The sequence below is a fragment of the Streptococcus sp. 116-D4 genome (assembly GCF_009731465.1).
Classification (GTDB): domain Bacteria; phylum Bacillota; class Bacilli; order Lactobacillales; family Streptococcaceae; genus Streptococcus; species Streptococcus pseudopneumoniae_E.
Window position 1 is genome coordinate 148,982 of sequence record NZ_AP021887.1, and the last position, 16,273, is coordinate 165,254.

Annotated in this window: 16 protein-coding genes; 12 read left to right on the forward strand and 4 right to left on the reverse strand. The window is 39.3% G+C overall.

Annotation, left to right across the window (positions count from 1 at the left end; translation table 11 throughout):
* Positions 1-39 precede the first annotated feature (39 nt).
* From UKS_RS00720 to UKS_RS00740, 5 genes are all read left to right on the forward strand, one after another.
* Entirely contained in the window at positions 40-951 is a 912-nt protein-coding gene (locus UKS_RS00720) for a DMT family transporter (RefSeq protein WP_156011391.1), read from the forward strand.
* A 228-nt stretch (positions 952-1,179) separates the two neighbouring features.
* Positions 1,180-1,878 (forward strand): 2,3,4,5-tetrahydropyridine-2,6-dicarboxylate N-acetyltransferase, encoded by a 699-nt coding sequence (gene dapD, locus UKS_RS00725; RefSeq protein WP_156011392.1) that lies wholly within the window; start codon positions 1,180-1,182, stop codon positions 1,876-1,878.
* A gap of 67 nt (positions 1,879-1,945) precedes the next feature.
* The gene (locus UKS_RS00730) at positions 1,946-3,076 is read left to right on the forward strand and encodes an N-acetyldiaminopimelate deacetylase (RefSeq protein ID WP_156011393.1); all 1,131 of its coding nucleotides are present in this window, start codon (positions 1,946-1,948) and stop codon (positions 3,074-3,076) included.
* An 11-nt stretch (positions 3,077-3,087) separates the two neighbouring features.
* Complete coding sequence (locus UKS_RS00735; protein WP_156011394.1) at positions 3,088-3,627, forward strand: 5-formyltetrahydrofolate cyclo-ligase; 540 nt, start codon at positions 3,088-3,090, stop codon at positions 3,625-3,627.
* The gene (locus UKS_RS00740) at positions 3,611-4,285 is read left to right on the forward strand and encodes a rhomboid family intramembrane serine protease (RefSeq protein ID WP_156011395.1); all 675 of its coding nucleotides are present in this window, start codon (positions 3,611-3,613) and stop codon (positions 4,283-4,285) included. The genes UKS_RS00735 and UKS_RS00740 overlap by 17 nt, the downstream gene beginning before the upstream one ends.
* 53 nt (positions 4,286-4,338) lie before the next feature.
* Here the strand turns inward: UKS_RS00740 and galU are convergent, their stop codons facing one another.
* Both galU and UKS_RS00750 read right to left on the reverse strand, forming a co-directional pair.
* Positions 4,339-5,238, reverse strand: a complete 900-nt coding sequence (gene galU / locus UKS_RS00745) for a UTP--glucose-1-phosphate uridylyltransferase GalU (protein ID WP_156011396.1) — start codon at positions 5,236-5,238, stop codon at positions 4,339-4,341.
* Positions 5,239-5,259: 21 nt separating this feature from the next.
* A complete protein-coding gene (locus tag UKS_RS00750) occupies positions 5,260-6,276 on the reverse strand; it encodes an NAD(P)H-dependent glycerol-3-phosphate dehydrogenase (protein WP_156011397.1) in 1,017 nt (338 codons plus the stop codon).
* A 206-nt stretch (positions 6,277-6,482) separates the two neighbouring features.
* Between UKS_RS00750 and UKS_RS00755 the strand changes: the two genes are divergently transcribed.
* The 5 genes from UKS_RS00755 to UKS_RS00775 all read left to right on the forward strand — a co-directional run bounded on the left by UKS_RS00755 (position 6,483) and on the right by UKS_RS00775 (position 10,404).
* Positions 6,483-7,403 carry a helix-turn-helix domain-containing protein gene (locus UKS_RS00755; protein WP_156011398.1) on the forward strand — a complete coding sequence of 307 codons (921 nt, stop codon included), beginning with the start codon at positions 6,483-6,485 and terminating at the stop codon, positions 7,401-7,403.
* 349 nt (positions 7,404-7,752) lie between these two features.
* Positions 7,753-8,421: an ABC transporter ATP-binding protein gene (locus UKS_RS00760; protein ID WP_156011399.1), complete on the forward strand. Its 669-nt coding sequence runs from the start codon at positions 7,753-7,755 to the stop codon at positions 8,419-8,421.
* 1 nt (position 8,422) lies between these two features.
* Positions 8,423-9,577, forward strand: coding sequence for an ABC transporter permease (locus UKS_RS00765; protein ID WP_156011400.1), 1,155 nt, complete (start codon positions 8,423-8,425; stop codon positions 9,575-9,577).
* Between the two features lie 28 nt (positions 9,578-9,605).
* Positions 9,606-10,022, forward strand: a complete 417-nt coding sequence (locus UKS_RS09785) for a hypothetical protein (protein ID WP_224782229.1) — start codon at positions 9,606-9,608, stop codon at positions 10,020-10,022.
* Between the two features lie 73 nt (positions 10,023-10,095).
* Positions 10,096-10,404: a hypothetical protein gene (locus UKS_RS00775; RefSeq protein ID WP_156011401.1), complete on the forward strand. Its 309-nt coding sequence runs from the start codon at positions 10,096-10,098 to the stop codon at positions 10,402-10,404.
* A 142-nt stretch (positions 10,405-10,546) separates the two neighbouring features.
* On the opposite strand, the gene UKS_RS00780 is transcribed toward UKS_RS00775, so the two are convergent.
* Positions 10,547-10,792, reverse strand: coding sequence for a hypothetical protein (locus tag UKS_RS00780; protein ID WP_000084861.1), 246 nt, complete (start codon positions 10,790-10,792; stop codon positions 10,547-10,549).
* 535 nt (positions 10,793-11,327) lie between these two features.
* Positions 11,328-13,019, reverse strand: a complete 1,692-nt coding sequence (gene argS, locus UKS_RS00785) for an arginine--tRNA ligase (RefSeq protein WP_156011402.1) — start codon at positions 13,017-13,019, stop codon at positions 11,328-11,330.
* A gap of 154 nt (positions 13,020-13,173) precedes the next feature.
* Here argS and argR point away from each other — a divergent pair, with 154 nt between their 5' ends.
* Both argR and mutS read left to right on the forward strand, forming a co-directional pair.
* Complete coding sequence (argR, locus tag UKS_RS00790; protein ID WP_001231476.1) at positions 13,174-13,620, forward strand: arginine repressor; 447 nt, start codon at positions 13,174-13,176, stop codon at positions 13,618-13,620.
* Positions 13,621-13,670: 50 nt separating this feature from the next.
* A complete protein-coding gene (gene mutS / locus UKS_RS00795; RefSeq protein WP_156011403.1) occupies positions 13,671-16,208 on the forward strand; it encodes a DNA mismatch repair protein MutS in 2,538 nt (845 codons plus the stop codon).
* Positions 16,209-16,273 lie beyond the last annotated feature (65 nt).

Here is a 16,273-nt window from a genome sequence, read left to right on the forward strand (position 1 = left end):
CCACTTTTTTCTTTTTTCCTTTCGTGTTACAATAAAGGTATGAATCAGTATCAGAAAAAGATTGTTAACGGAATTATTTATTCGCTCCTATCCGGCTTAATATGGGGCATCTGTGGAATTTTAGGAGAATATTTCTTTACTCATTACCAGGTGTCTTCGGGCTGGATTACCTCTATGCGTTTGACACTGGCAGGGAGCCTTGTGCTTGTTTGGTCATCCATACAATTAAAATCGCAAGTTCTAGATATTTGGCGAGATAAGAAAAATTACCTGCCCTTTTTAGCCTATGCTATTTTGGGGATTTTTTCAGTTCAGTATTTTTTCTATCTCTGTGTAGAATACTCAAATGCTGCAACAGCAACTATTTTACAGTTTATCAGCCCTGTCTTTATCCTCTTTTACAATCGCTTAGTTTATCAAAAACGAGCGTCAAAAAGAGCCATTTTCTATGTTTTGATTGCCATGCTGGGTGTTTGCTTGATGGCGACAAAGGGAGATCTCTCTCAGTTATCCATGACACCGCTAGCCCTTATAACAGGTTTGCTGAGTGCCATGGGTGTTATGTTTAATGTGATTTTACCTCGGTCTTTCGCTAAAAGATACGGTTTTGTACCGACGATTGGGTGGGGGATGATTTTGGCAGGTTTATTTAGTAATGTCCTCACGCCAGTGTATCAGCTTTCCTTTACTCTTGATATTTGGAGTATCTTGATTTGCCTCATTATCGCTTTCTTTGGGACGGCTTTTGCTTTATTTATTTCCATGAAGGCGGTGTCCTTGGTTTCTCCTTTGGTGGTTTCCGTTATCAGTGCCAGTGAACCTTTGTCGTCTGCTCTATTGAGTGTTTTATTTTTAGGCTTGGTAGTGGATTGGTCCCTCCTTCTAGCTATGGCCTTGATTATTTTACCGATGATTTTCCTTTCGATAGAAGAAGCGAAAGAAAGTAGATAAAAAGTCTTTTCTTAATTCTAAAAGTATGCTATACTAGGATAGTCAATAAAACACGGGGAGATAGTTGTGAAGAGTGTTTTTAGGTTGCATCGGTAGGAGCTTGCTTTTACCGACAGCACGTTTTATCTCAGATCCCTAAAAATCATACCTAAAAACAAACAAAAAGGCTTCAAATTTGAGGCCTTTTTTGGTAGAATAGGTATCATTATAATGAACCAGGAGGCGCCTATGACTGCTACAAAAATGAACGCTCAAGAAATTATCCAATTTATCGCCAATGCTGAAAAGAAAACCAGGGTTAAAGTAACCTTTGAAGGACAACTTGCAACGGCTGTACCTAGCTCTGTCGTCAAACTAGGAAATGTCCTATTCGGAGACTGGAAGGATGTGGCTCCACTTCTTGATGGTTTGGTAGAAAATCAAGACTATGTTGTTGAGCAAGATGCTCGTAATTCTGCCGTTCCTTTGCTAGATAAACGTGATATCAACGCTCGTATCGAGCCAGGTGCTATTATCCGTGACCAAGTTGAAATTGGTGCCAATGCCGTTATCATGATGGGAGCAGTCATTAACATTGGTGCTGAAATCGGGGCAGGAACTATGATTGACATGGGGGCTATCCTTGGTGGTCGTGCTATCGTGGGGAAAAACAGTCATGTTGGTGCAGGTGCGGTTCTTGCAGGTGTGATTGAGCCAGCTAGTGCAGAACCAGTCCGTGTTGGAGACAATGTTCTCATCGGTGCCAATGCTGTGGTTATCGAAGGGGTCCAAATCGGTAGTGGTTCAGTTGTCGCAGCAGGAGCTATTGTAACCCAAGATGTCCCAGAAAACGTGGTAGTAGCAGGTGTTCCAGCTCGTATCATCAAAGAGATTGATGCCCAAACCCAACAAAAAACAGCGCTAGAGGATGCGCTTCGTACCTTGTAATTGTAAAAGTAATAAAGAGGCGGAACTCTTCTTCCAGCCTCTTTCTGCTATATAGGAGGATAGATAGATGTTAGATTTGATTCAGACTAGACGAGATTTGCACCAAATTCCAGAGATTGGCTTGGAGGAGTTTAGGACTCATGCTTATTTGCTAGATGTGATTGAGAAATTGACTGCAGGCAAGAATTTTGTCCAAATCCGAGCTTGGCGGACAGGGATTTTGGTTTATTTGCAGGGAAGTCAGCCGAAGCGTACCATTGGTTGGCGAACAGACATTGATGGCCTGCCTATCGTTGAACAAACAGGCTTGCCTTTCGCTTCTCAGCATCAAGGTCGTATGCATGCTTGTGGCCATGATTTCCACATGACTATTGCTTTGGGCTGTCTTGAGAGAGCCCTTGAGGAGCAACCAAAGAACAATCTGCTCTTTCTGTTTCAACCTGCTGAAGAAAATGAAGCTGGTGGCATGCTCATGTACGAGGATGGCGCTTTTGGAGATTGGTTGCCAGATCAATTTTATGGGCTCCATGTTCGGCCAGATTTGAAGGTTGGTCAGATTGCGACTAATACTCATACACTCTTTGCAGGGACTTGCGAGGTGAAGATCCGATTCAAAGGCAAAGGGGGACACGCAGCTTTTCCACATGAAGCTAATGACGCCTTGGTGGCGGCTAGCTACTTTGTGACCCAAGTACAGTCAGTTGTCAGCCGCAACGTTAACCCAATCGAGGGAGCAGTGGTGACCTTTGGCCTTTTCCAAGCTGGAACCACCAACAATGTCATCACAGACACAGCCTTTTTGCATGGAACCATTAGGGCCTTGACACAGGACATGAGTCTCTTGGTGCAAAAGCGGGTCAAAACAGTTGCAGAAGGAGTTGCAGCAGCCTTTGATATGGAAGTCGAAGTGGAACTCAAGCAAGGTGGCTACCTACCTGTTGAAAACAATCCAGCCTTGGCGCGTGAACTGATGGACTTCTTTGAAGAAAAAGAGGGAATTGAGCTGATTGATATCGAACCTGCTATGACAGGTGAAGACTTTGGTTATCTTCTTTCAAAAGTTGATGGCGTTATGTTTTGGCTAGGTATTGATAGTCCCTACGCCCTTCATCACCCTCAGATGAGTCTTAAGGAAGAAGCCTTAGCTATTGGGGTGGATGCGGTCTCTAGTTTCCTGAAAAAGAAAGCAACAGAGTAGAGGGGGTGTCTATGAAATCAGAATTACGTAAGCAAGTCTTGCAAGAAATGAAGGCTTTACCTCGAGATCAAAAACAGTTTATAGACCGAGTTTTAACCGAGCGACTTTTACAAGACCCCTTTTACCAAGAAGCTAAGATCATCGCAACCTACCTCTCATTTTCTCATGAGTTTCAAACGCAAGAACTGATTGAGCAGGCGCTGAATGACGGCAAGAAGGTTTTGATACCTAAAACTTATCCCAAGGGGCGCATGGACTTTGTGGTCTATTATCCGCAACAGTTGGTAAAAACTTCCTTTGGATTACTGGAGCCACAGGGAGATTTGGAAGTAGTGGATGCCTCTCAGATTGATTTGATTCATGTTCCGGGGCTGATTTTTACGACGGAAGGATATCGGATTGGATATGGTGGAGGTTATTATGACCGCTATCTAGAACATTTTTCTGGTCATACTTTGAGTACGGTATATCCTTGTCAAATTCAGAACTTTATCCCTGAAAAGCATGATATTCCTGTTCAGGAGGTATTAATTGATGAAGGAAATCTTTGATAGACGTTACCCTGTGACGAGTTTCTTCCTCTTAGTGACGGCCTTGGTGTTTCTACTAATGTTGGTGACTGCAGGTGGAAACTTTGACAGGGCGGATACCTTATTTCGATTTGGAGCCATGTATGGGCCAGCTATTCGCCTCTTTCCTGAGCAGGTTTGGCGTCTATTTTCTGCCATTTTTGTTCATATTGGGTGGGAACATTTCATTGTTAATATGCTTTCGCTCTACTATCTTGGTAGGCAAGTAGAGGAAATTTTCGGATCCAAGAAGTTTTTCTTTCTCTATCTCTTATCTGGAATGATGGGCAATCTCTTTGTTTTTGTATTTAGTCCAAAATCCTTAGCAGCAGGCGCTTCTACTTCTCTCTATGGACTATTTGCTGCAATTATTGTTCTTCGCTATGCAACGCGTAATCCTTATATCCAACAGCTAGGGCAATCTTATCTGACACTTTTTGTGGTTAACATTATTGGAAGTGTTCTGATTCCAGGAATCAGCCTAGCAGGCCATATCGGTGGTGCAGTTGGTGGCGCATTTCTAGCAATTATCTTTCCAGTTCGAGGAGAAAGACGGATGTATAGCGCTAGTCAGAGACTGGTAGCATTAGTATTGTTTGTAGGACTCGCAGTCTTGCTTTTCTACAGGGGAATGGGATGAAAATTTATGTAATGAAAAAAGATAAGGTAATTTTTGAACCTTATCTTTTTATGTTATTCTTTCTCAGCCAATTCTTTTCCCAGTTGGATGAGGTAATCTTTCAAGTCATCTTTGACTTGTGGGTGCTTGAGGGCGTAGTCAATAGATGTTTTCATAAAGCCAAACTTATCCCCAACGTCGTAACGAGCTCCTATAAATTCACGAGCGAAAACACGTTGTGTTTTATTGAGCGTATCAATCGCGTCGGTAAGTTGGATCTCATTTCCAGCGCCAGGAGCTTGCTTTTCGAGAATATCAAAAATTTCTGGTGTGAGAAGATAGCGTCCGATGATTGCCAAATCACTTGGAGCCTCTTCTGGAGCTGGTTTTTCAACGAAAGTTTCGACACTATAGAGACCATTGATGCCTTCTCCTTGAGGCGCTATAACTCCATATGCTGAAACTTCTTCATGAGGGACAGGCATAACAGCGATTGTTGATGCATGAGTCGTCTCGTAATCGTTCATCAATTGTTTTGTCAAAGGAATAGCACGTTCATCTGTGATATCCATTAGGTCGTCACCAAGCATGACAACGAAGGGCTCATTTCCTACAAAAGCTTTGGCTTGTAAGACAGCATCTCCAAGACCACGAGGATGACTTTGTCGGATAAAGTGAAGGCGCATACCAGTTGCCTCATCTACCAATTTTAACAAATCCGTTTTGCCTTTTTCTTTGAGATTGTACTCAAGCTCAAAGTTTGAGTCAAAGTGGTCTTCAATAGAACGTTTTGATTTACCAGTGACAACCAGAATATCTTCAATACCTGATTTGAGAGCTTCCTCTACGATAAATTGGATAGTTGGTTTGTCTACAATTGGCAACATTTCTTTGGCAAGGGCCTTGGTTGCTGGTAGAAATCGAGTTCCAAGTCCAGCAGCAGGGATGACTGCCTTTCTAACTTTTGATGTCATAAGAATCCTTTCTCTAGAGGGTTAAGACCACTCATTTTCTGCTTTAAATTCATTGTTCATGATGTCATAAATGGCATCTTTGATATTGGTTCCGTGGTAAATAACTTGGTAAATGGCCTGTGTAATGGGCATATAGACTCCAAGTTCTTGGGCTAGTTCATAGGCTGCTCGAGTCGTTGAAATTCCTTCGATTACCATGCCCATATTGGCTTCGATATCGGCTAGAGATTCTCCACGACCAAGAGCATCTCCAGCTCTCCAGTTACGAGAGTGGATGGAAGTTCCCGTTACGATCAAGTCTCCTACACCGGATAAGCCACTATAGGTCAATGGACTGGCCCCAAGTGCTACTCCTAAGCGGGTAATTTCTGCCAAACCTCGAGCGATGATGGCTGCCTTAGCATTGTCACCAAATCCCAAACCATGTAAAGCTCCAGCACCGACAGCAATAATATTTTTGAGAGCACCAGCAGTTTCAACCCCGATAACATCCGTATTGGTATAAAGTCGGAAGTAGTGATTACTAAAGAGCTCCTGAACGTATTGAGCTGTTTGTAAATTCTTAGAAGCAGCAGTGATTAAAGTCAGGTCACGAACAATGGTTTCTTCCGCATGACTAGGTCCTGAAACAACGACAATATCACTGCGGAGATGTTCAGGAATTTCTTCTTCAAGGATGGTTGATAATCGTTTATGGCTATCAGGCTCTAATCCCTTTGATGCGTGCATGATGATAGTCTTATGGTCTAAGGTTTTTGCAACTTGTTGGGCAACAAGTCGTGTCACTTTTGTTGGGACAACAAACAAAATCGCATCTACATCTTTTAATGTCTTTGCTAAGTCGGTGTAGGCAATGATATTTTCATCTAGAACGACATCTTTAAAGTAGTGTTTGTTAGTATGATTGGTATTAATTTCATTGATTTGCTCGGGAAGATTTCCCCAAATACGTACCTCGTGTCCATTGTCATTTAAGACTTGTGAAAGGGCAGTTCCCCAAGAACCAGGCCCCAAGACGGCGACGGTTTGTTTTTCCATGTTTTCCTCCTTGATAGAGTTCTCTTCTTATTTTATCACATTCTAGGGGATTTTGCACTTGCATTGCTGGGGAGTGGTTGCTTTGTTACTTGAAAAATATACAAAAACCGAGCCTAAGTATTAAAGTCTTAGGCTTTAGTTCTGACAGATAGTTTGATTCAGTATATGCTATAATAGAGGTAAACAACTCAGGAGGTTCTTGTAGGTTGCGAGAGTTTGGCGAAAAAATTAAAAGATTACGTTTGGCTAAAAAAATCAGTCGTTCAGAATTTTGTGGTGATGAGTCTGAATTAAGTATTCGTCAATTAATTAGAATTGAAAATGGAGAATCCAGACCAACACTAACAAAGTTAAAATATATCGCTGAACGTTTGGGGGTTGAAGATTACAAGTTGATGCCAAGTTATATAGAGTTGGATAAGGAATATCTAGAATTGAAGTATTTCTTGATGAGGACTCCTACATACGAAGATGAAACTATCGCCCAAAAGAAAGAGAGTGTTTTTGATAAGATTTTTGAAGAATATTATGATAGACTTCCTGAGGAAGAAAGATTTATCATAGATGTTTTACAAGCATATGATGATTTTGGTTGGTGGAATGATGATAGCAATTTAGGAATGATTTTACAAGAGTATTTCGATCACATTTTGTTGAAATCAAAATATGAAGTTAACGATATTTTAATCATAAAGCTATTTTTGGTAAGATTAGTACACCAAGATACGATAATAGATGAGATTGAAGTGAATACCTTCCTAGTAATAGCTGATAAAATTTTACAACAAGTTGAGATGTTTGATATTGAATATTCATTTCTAATCAGAGATTCATTACTTTTGTTGTTAGGAATATTTGAAAAAATTACTAATTACAGTCAATTTGAAGATATTCTTTACAAATTAAATGAAATTACCTCAAAATCATACGACTATCAGAAAAAACCAATTATTCGACTATGGGAGTGGCGCTATGCATTATTTGTAAAAAAAGATTATCCAGTAGCTGAAAATTATTTTCAAGAAGCAAAAATATTTGCTAGAATGATTGATAATAATCATTTGATAGAACAGCTAGAAAAACAATGGCAATATGACCTCCAGGATTTTTTTAAAAATAAACATTAGAAAATAAAAAAGTGACAAAAATGTCACTAGTTAAAAAGACCGAGAGAAAGTTTTCGAAATCATAAAAACGCATGATATCAGGTGTTTAAAAACTTGATATTATGCGTTTTATCATTTAAAGAGTTATTATGTTTTTCCCTTAGATTGAGTTCGTATCGAGTTCCTTTTTATACTAATTGAGTACTTATTAGTAGATAAGTTGTTGAAATTAGTGACATTTATGACCTTGGAGAATGAGCAACATAGAAGTATAATAATCCTGTAGAAAAAATAAGGAGAGAATATATGTTAGTGCTAGTTGTTGCCATTTTTTGGATTTATAAATAATAAAGATAGAACGGGAAGATCTATGTTAGAACTAAAAAATATTAGTAAAAGTTACGGACAAGGGACGCTAAAAAATAATGTCTTAAGAGAAATAAATTTTAAGGTAGTTGAAGGAGAATTTGTATCGATAATGGGACCATCAGGTTCGGGCAAATCGACATTTATCAATATTTTGGGACTGATTGATTCTGAATTTGAAGGAGAATATATATTAGACGGAAAAAGTATTGAGAAGTTAAATGAAAATCAACAAGCAAGTTACCGTAATTGTGATATTGGATTTGTTTTTCAACAATTTCATCTTATTGATGAGTATACTGTTAAAGAAAATATTTTATTATCTTTCCTATATTCTGACCAACAGCCAGATATAGAATACATTGATAGTTTATTACAAGACTTAGGACTTATAGATAAGATGAATGAGTACCCAAGTCATTTATCAGGCGGACAGAAGCAACGAGTTGCTTTAATTAGAGCTCTTGCTCATAAACCTAGATTTCTTATAGCGGATGAACCTACAGGTGCATTAGATGAGAAAAATAGGAATGAGATATTGCAAATTCTACAAAATTTGAATCATTATGGAACGACAATTATTGTAGTAACTCACGATGAGTTTGTTGCCAGTTATTGTAGAACAAGGTATCGAATGAAAAATGGGTATCTAACATCTGAAGGAGAAGGATGACATGAAGTTTAAAAAGCTGTTAATAGATACTCTAAAGCTGTTAAAGAGGAATAAAAGACAAAGTATTCTGACATCCTTAGCCATCACAGTGGCAACATTTGTTTTATTAGTAATACTATCAAGTTCTTCCTATACAACTTCTACATTAGGTAATGATTTAAAGATAGAAGAAGACACAGCAACAATGACTTATACGCCTCAGAATATATTGGATATTAGAGGGTTTACACAGGAAGATAAACAATTGGTTGAGCAAACTATTGGAAAACATGCAAGACTTTCTTCCAGCTCTTATGCTTTGTATGCTGAAACGTATTTTAATGATTCTAAGCAGAATCTTAGTTTTCGAACATTAGGCGATTTGAATAAGAATGGTTTAGTTGTGCCTGCTTTATTAAAAGGAAGAACATTAGAGGAACTAGATGGAGGTGTCGCTATTAGCGATAAGGCTCTCATGTTATTGACTAGAAAGAAAAATATTGAAACTTTTTTAGGAGAGACTATCAATATATCTGGAAAAGAATATCTAATTCAGGCAATATATTATGGATCAGCTGTTAATGAAAGATTACCTTCTTTATTGGTTACCAATGAAATCAAAGAGTTACTTTTAGGAGGAAGGGAATATTTTGATGAATTAGTAGTAGAAACTAATCAGTTGGAGAATATTAATAAGGCTTTATCTGCTTTAGATACTTATGGAATATTCCGCAAGGAAGGAACTTATGGATATATAGATAATAGAAGGGTATATGAGGAAACAAAGGCCCAAGCTACTACAATATTAAATTTCATTGCACTTTTATCTAGTATTTCAATTTTTGTAGCTGGTTTTGGGGTTATGAATGCTATGTTGTCTTCTGTTAGCGAACGTAGCAAGGAGATAGCCATTCGTCGAGCTTTAGGGGCTAAAAAATCTGATATTTATCAATCGTATATGATGGAGGGGATTCTTTTATCGCTTCTGGGAGCTATAACTGGTATTGGAGTAGCGATATTATTTGTTGTTTTAATGAACATGAGTGGTTTTGTTACGACATTAACTCTGGATCATATTTTGATTACTCTATTCACAACGGGTGTATTTGGAATTGTATTTAGTATTATGCCTGCAATGGTTGCAGCAAATAAAAATGTTATTGAAGGTCTAAGGTAATGATGGATGTGAATTTAAAGGAGGTAGAATGAAATTTACAAAAATAGATAGAGTATTTTCTCTATTGCTAATTGTGGAATTTACAATATGTTTTTTTACACTAGATAATTTTAATCTTTTTCAATTTATGCTGTTTGTACAAATTATACCATCAATATTATTAGCTTTGTTATCGGGAAGTATTTCTTCTAGAAGTAAGCACAGCTGGGTGTTATTAATTATTTTTGGAATAATCTATGCTTTAATGATGTTTGGAATTTTCAGAGTTACTCCTATGACGCTTATAGAACAAAATACGATTCAATCTGAAACTTCCGTATTTACATTCAATAGAAATTTACAGTTAGGAACTTATTTTGGATTTTTCCTACAGGAATTTTTACTAGGAGCTTTTATTTGCACTATTTCAAAATGTTTTGGGAGAATTAAACAAGGGAAATTTTAATGAAGCCTGCATTAAAAAGAAGAATTGCTTCTGCAGTTATTTAGAAAATTATATTATTGAAATGGTGTAACATTTGGAGAAAATTATTTTTGAACGAAAAAGATTTGAGTATGTCGGTTCTAAGAGAAAACAAGTAAAGGACTTTATGATTCTAAAAAATTTCATGTCCAAGACAATTCAAGTTGAAATCAGAGTGGAGGGATACTTGTTAGACCTTCTTATTTTAAAAGGGATGAGTACAGAATTTTATAATTTAGATTTTCTTTCTTTGCCCTATGATGTCAATATAGATGTGAAAGAAGTTGTAGAGGATGTTGATTTAACAGTCTATAAGAATAGTAAGTATAGGAAGTTTGATTTCTTTAAAAATATTTGTAAATGATATTTTTGAAAGTCTATCCATCCTTATATTAGAATTGCTACAACAAGTTTTCAACACTTGTTTCAATTGAACATACTAAAAACCGAGCCTAAGTATTAAAGTCTTAGGCTCGGTTTTGATATTCCTTAAAGAATAGCTCGGTTTATTTCAATTGATCTGTAATGTCTTTTGATAGCAACATTCCTAGATGATAAGTTTTATTGATGTAAGCAATGACATCATTGATATTTTCAGTCGTTTGAATTTTCTCTTTGATGTCAGCCCTAAATGTTTCATCCTTTAAAAGTTGTTCTTGGTATAGTCTTTGAAGTCGTTCTTTCTCGTACTTATTGAGCAGAAAAAGAAACACCAAGCTAATCACAACGAGGATATAAGCATATTGGCTCATAGGAAATCTCCCTGTATGATAAAGAAGTAGTAGTGAATAGATTGAATTAGTGAAGCGCCTAACCAAATTCCTGATAGGGTTTGACATTCGTTACTTAGATTGCCTTGCATCCTAGTGACTTGAAGATTACCACCAGCCACTAAGCCAATTAATAGATTTGGTTGACCAATTTAGTGAGGCGTTTAGACAAGTATCTCTAATTACGACGTAAAGCAGTTAGCTAGTCCGCATATAAGCGGCTAGCGTCTAACAATTAAAAACTTTAGTTCCAGTAACTTTAAGATTACGACGTCTTTCGGTAGAAATCGATAATATTTCTATCGAAAGACTAGTGAAGCGCCTAGCCAAATCTCTAATAGGATTTGGAGTTAGTTATTTAGACTACTTTACAATAAAGTGATTAAAAGATTACGACATGAGCCTAACCAAATCGATATTATTTGGTTAGGTGAATTAGTGAAGCGTTTAGGCAATTCGCCATATAGCGATTGCCGTCAAGAGACTAGGAACTTTAGTTCCAGTCTCTTGTAACGATTTACATCTTCTCTGGCGCTTCTACTCCAAGCAAGCGAAGGGCTTCTTTGAGAACGACTGCGGTTGCATAGCTAAGGGCTAGACGGCTGTCGCGTTCTGGGCTTTCATCCAAGATACGCGTATGTGCATAGTATTTGTTAAAGGCTTGAGCCAGGCTAATTGCAAATTTAGCAATAATAGAAGGTTCAAAGTTGTCCGCCGCACGGTTGATAATACGTGGGAAGTCTTGGATGAGTTTGATGATTTCCCAGCTTTCAGCATCATTCAAGCTGTAGTTGCTAGCTGTTTCTGGTTTGAAGTCTGCTTTGCGCAAGATAGATTGGATACGAGCGTAGGCATATTGAACGTAAGGTCCAGTTTCACCCTCGAAGGATACCATAGCCTCTAGGTCGAAGTCGTATCCATTTGTACGGTCGGTTTTGAGGTCATAGAATTTAATGGCTCCAACCCCAACAGCATGCGCTACCTGGTCTTTGTTTTCAAGTTCAGGATTTTTAGCCTCGATTTGGGCCTTGGCACGGCTAACAGCCTCTGCAACAGTAGGCTCTAGCAAGATGACATTCCCTTTACGCGTAGAGAGTTTTTTTCCTTCTTTTGTCACCAAACCAAAAGAAACGTGGGTAATGTCATCACTCCAGTCGTAGCCCATTTCTTTCAAGACAGCTTTGAGCTGTTTAAAGTGGGCAGATTGCTCTTGACCAACGACGTAGATAGATTTAGCAAATTGGTATTCATTTTTACGGTAAAGGGCAGCGGCCAAGTCACGTGTGATATAGAGAGTTGCACCGTCCGATTTCTTGATAAGAGCTGGATGTTCAATTCCATATTTCTCAAGATTTACAACCTGGGCACCTTCTGATTCAACAAGAAGGCCTTTTTCAGAAAGAATGTCTACAACTGCATCCATCTTATCGTTGTAGAAGGCTTCTCCGTTGTAGCTGTCAAATTCAACCTTCAATTCATTGTAAAGGCGGTTAAATTCTACCAAACTTTCATCACGGAACCATTGCCAAAGAGCGAGAGCTTCCTCGTCGCCATTTTCAAGTTTACGGAACCATTCGCGTGCTTCTTCATCCAAGCTAGGGTCATTCTCAGCTTCCGCATTGATGCGGACATAGAGTTTAAGGAGTTCATCGATTGGATGAGCTTTTACAGCTTCTTCGTCGCCCCATTTTTTGTAGGCAACAATCAACATTCCAAACTGTTTACCCCAGTCTCCCAAATGGTTGACTTTGACTGTTTGATAACCAATTTTTTGGAAAATATGTGATAAACTATCTCCGATAACAGTTGAGCGCAGGTGACCAATAGAAAATGGTTTAGCGATATTGGGACTGGACATATCGATCACAACATTTTCTTGTTTACCAATATGTTGGTCAGCATAGTGTTCTTTTTTAGTGATAACAGCTTGCAATACTTGAGCAGAAATGGCAGATTTATCAAGGAAAAAGTTAACGTAAGGTCCTGTTGCGACAACCTTTTCAAAGGCTTGGCTGTTAATTTTTGCAGCCAGTTCAGCAGCAATCATTTGAGGTGCCTTACGTTCGACTTTTGCAAGAGAAAAAGCAGGGAAAGCAATGTCTCCCATTTCTGAGTTTTTAGGGGTTTCCAGTAAATTTAAAATAGCCTCTTGGTCCAGACTATCAATGATGCTAGCCAATTCGCTAGCAATCAATTCTTTTGTATTCATTAAGAGCTCCTTTTTGGACTTTTCTACTATTTTATCACAATTTTAAAGATTTATCACAATTTTAAAGAAAGAAGAAAAAATTTTTGAAATCTCCTGTTTTTTTGGTATAATATGGTTATAAATTTAGTTATAAATATGCATATAAGAGGATTTTATGAGAAAAAGAGATCGTCATCAGTTAATAAAAAAAATGATTACTGAGGAGAAATTAAGTACACAAAAAGAAATTCAAGATCGGTTGGAGGCGCACAATGTCTTTGTGACGCAGACAACCTTGTCTCGTGATTTACGCGAAATCGGCTTGACCAAGGTCAAGAAAAATGATATGGTGTATTATGTACTAGCAAATGAGACAGAAAAGATTGATTTGGTGGAATTTTTGTCTCATCATTTAGAAGGTGTTGCAAGAGCAGAGTTTACCTTGGTACTTCATACCAAATTGGGAGAAGCCTCTGTTTTGGCAAATATTGTAGATGCAAACAAGGATGAATGGATTTTAGGAACAGTTGCTGGTGCCAATACCTTATTGGTCATTTGTCGAGACCAGCACGTTGCCAAACTCATGGAAGATCGTTTGCTAGATTTGATGAAAGATAAGTAAGGTCTTGAGAGTTGCTCTCAAGACTTATTTTTGACAAGGAGAGACGGAAAATGGCGACAGAAAAGCTATCACCCGGCATGCAACAGTATGTGGATATTAAAAAGCAATATCCAGATGCTTTTTTGCTCTTTCGGATGGGTGATTTTTATGAATTATTTTACGAGGATGCGGTCAATGCTGCGCAGATTCTGGAAATTTCCTTAACGAGTCGCAACAAGAATGCGGACAATCCGATTCCTATGGCGGGTGTCCCCTATCATTCTGCCCAACAGTACATCGATGTCTTGATTGAGCAGGGCTATAAGGTAGCGATTGCTGAACAGATGGAAGATCCTAAACAAGCAGTTGGGGTTGTGAAACGAGAGGTTGTTCAGGTCATTACGCCAGGGACAGTGGTCGATAGCAGTAAGCCGGATAGTCAGAACAATTTCTTGGTTGCTATAGACCGTGATGGCAGTCAATTTGGCTTAGCTTATATGGACCTGGTGACGGGTGACTTTTATGTGACAGGTCTTTTGGATTTCACGCTGGTTTGTGGGGAAATCCGTAATCTCAAGGCGCGCGAAGTGGTGCTGGGCTATGACTTGTCTGAGGAAGAGGAACAAATCCTTAGTCGTCAGATGAATCTTGTGCTTTCCTATGAAAAAGAAAGCTTTGAGGACCTTCATTTACTGGATTCACGATTGGTAGCTGTGGAGCAAGCGGCATCTAGTAAACTGCTCCAGTATGTCCATCGGACCCAGATGAGGGAATTGAACCACCTCAAACCTGTTATCCGCTATGAAATCAAAGATTTCTTGCAGATGGATTATGCGACCAAGGCTGGTCTGGATTTGGTTGAGAATGCTCGTTCGGGCAAGAAGCAAGGCAGTCTTTTCTGGCTTTTGGATGAAACCAAAACTGCTATGGGAATGCGTCTCTTGCGGTCTTGGATTCATCGCCCCTTGATTGATAAGGAACGAATTATCCAACGTCAAGAAGTGGTGCAGGTCTTTCTCGACCATTTCTTTGAGCGCAGTGATTTGACAGACAGTCTCAAGGGTGTTTATGACATTGAGCGCTTGGCTAGTCGGGTTTCTTTTGGCAAAACCAATCCCAAGGATCTCTTGCAGTTGGCGACCACCTTATCCAGTGTGCCACGGATTCGTGCGATTTTAGAAGGGATGGAGCAACCTGCTCTAGCCTATCTCATCGCACAACTGGATGCAATCCCTGAGTTGGAGAGTTTGATTAGCGCAGCGATTGCTCCTGAAGCTCCTCATGTGATTACAGATGGGGGAATTATCCGAACTGGATTTGATGAGACTTTAGACAAGTACCGTCGCGTTCTCAGAGAAGGGACTAGCTGGATTGCTGAGATTGAGGCTAAGGAGCGAGAAAACTCTGGTATCAGCACGCTTAAGATTGACTACAATAAAAAAGATGGCTATTATTTCCATGTGACCAATTCGCAACTGGGAAATGTGCCTGCTCACTTTTTCCGCAAGGCAACGCTGAAAAACTCAGAACGCTTTGGGACTGAGGAATTGGCCCGTATCGAGGGAGATATGCTGGAGGCGCGTGAGAAGTCAGCTAACCTAGAGTATGAAATCTTTATGCGTATTCGTGAAGAGGTCAGTAAGTACATCCAACGTTTACAAGCTCTAGCCCAAGGAATTGCGACAGTTGATGTCTTACAGAGTCTGGCGGTTGTGGCTGAAACCCAGCATTTGATTCGACCTGAGTTTGGAGATGATTCGCGGATTGATATCCAGAAAGGGCGCCATGCTGTCGTTGAAAAGGTCATGGGGGCTCAGACCTATATTCCCAATACAATTCAGATGGCTGCAGATACTAGTATTCAACTGATTACAGGGCCCAACATGAGTGGGAAGTCAACCTACATGCGTCAGTTAGCTATGACGGCGGTTATGGCCCAGATGGGGTCCTATGTACCGGCAGAAAGCGCCTATTTACCGATTTTTGATGCCATCTTTACCCGTATCGGAGCAGCAGATGACTTGGTTTCAGGTCAGTCAACCTTTATGGTGGAGATGATGGAGGCCAACAATGCCATTTCGCATGCGACCAAAAATTCCTTGATTCTTTTTGATGAATTGGGACGGGGAACTGCAACTTATGATGGGATGGCTCTTGCTCAGTCCATCATCGAATACATCCATGAACATATCGGAGCCAAAACCCTCTTTGCGACTCACTACCATGAGTTGACTAGTCTGGAGTCTAGTTTACAACACTTGGTCAATGTCCACGTGGCAACCTTAGAGCAGGAGGGGCAAGTCACCTTCCTTCACAAAATTGAACCAGGTCCAGCTGATAAATCCTACGGTATCCATGTTGCCAAGATTGCTGGTTTGCCAGCAGATCTCCTAGCAAGAGCGGATAAGATTTTGACTCAGTTAGAGAATCAAGGGACAGAAAGTCCTGCTCCCATGAGGCAAACAAGTGCTGTCACAGAACAGATTTCACTCTTTGACGCGCCTGCAGACCATCCGATTCTAGCAGAATTAGCTAAACTGGACATTTACAACATGACACCTATGCAGGCTATGAATGTCTTGGTCGAGTTAAAACAGAAACTATTATAAAGAGAAAATTACTAGTCATTCTAGCTATATCAAGGAGACTTCTTTGACAAGTTTCCACTTTTTTG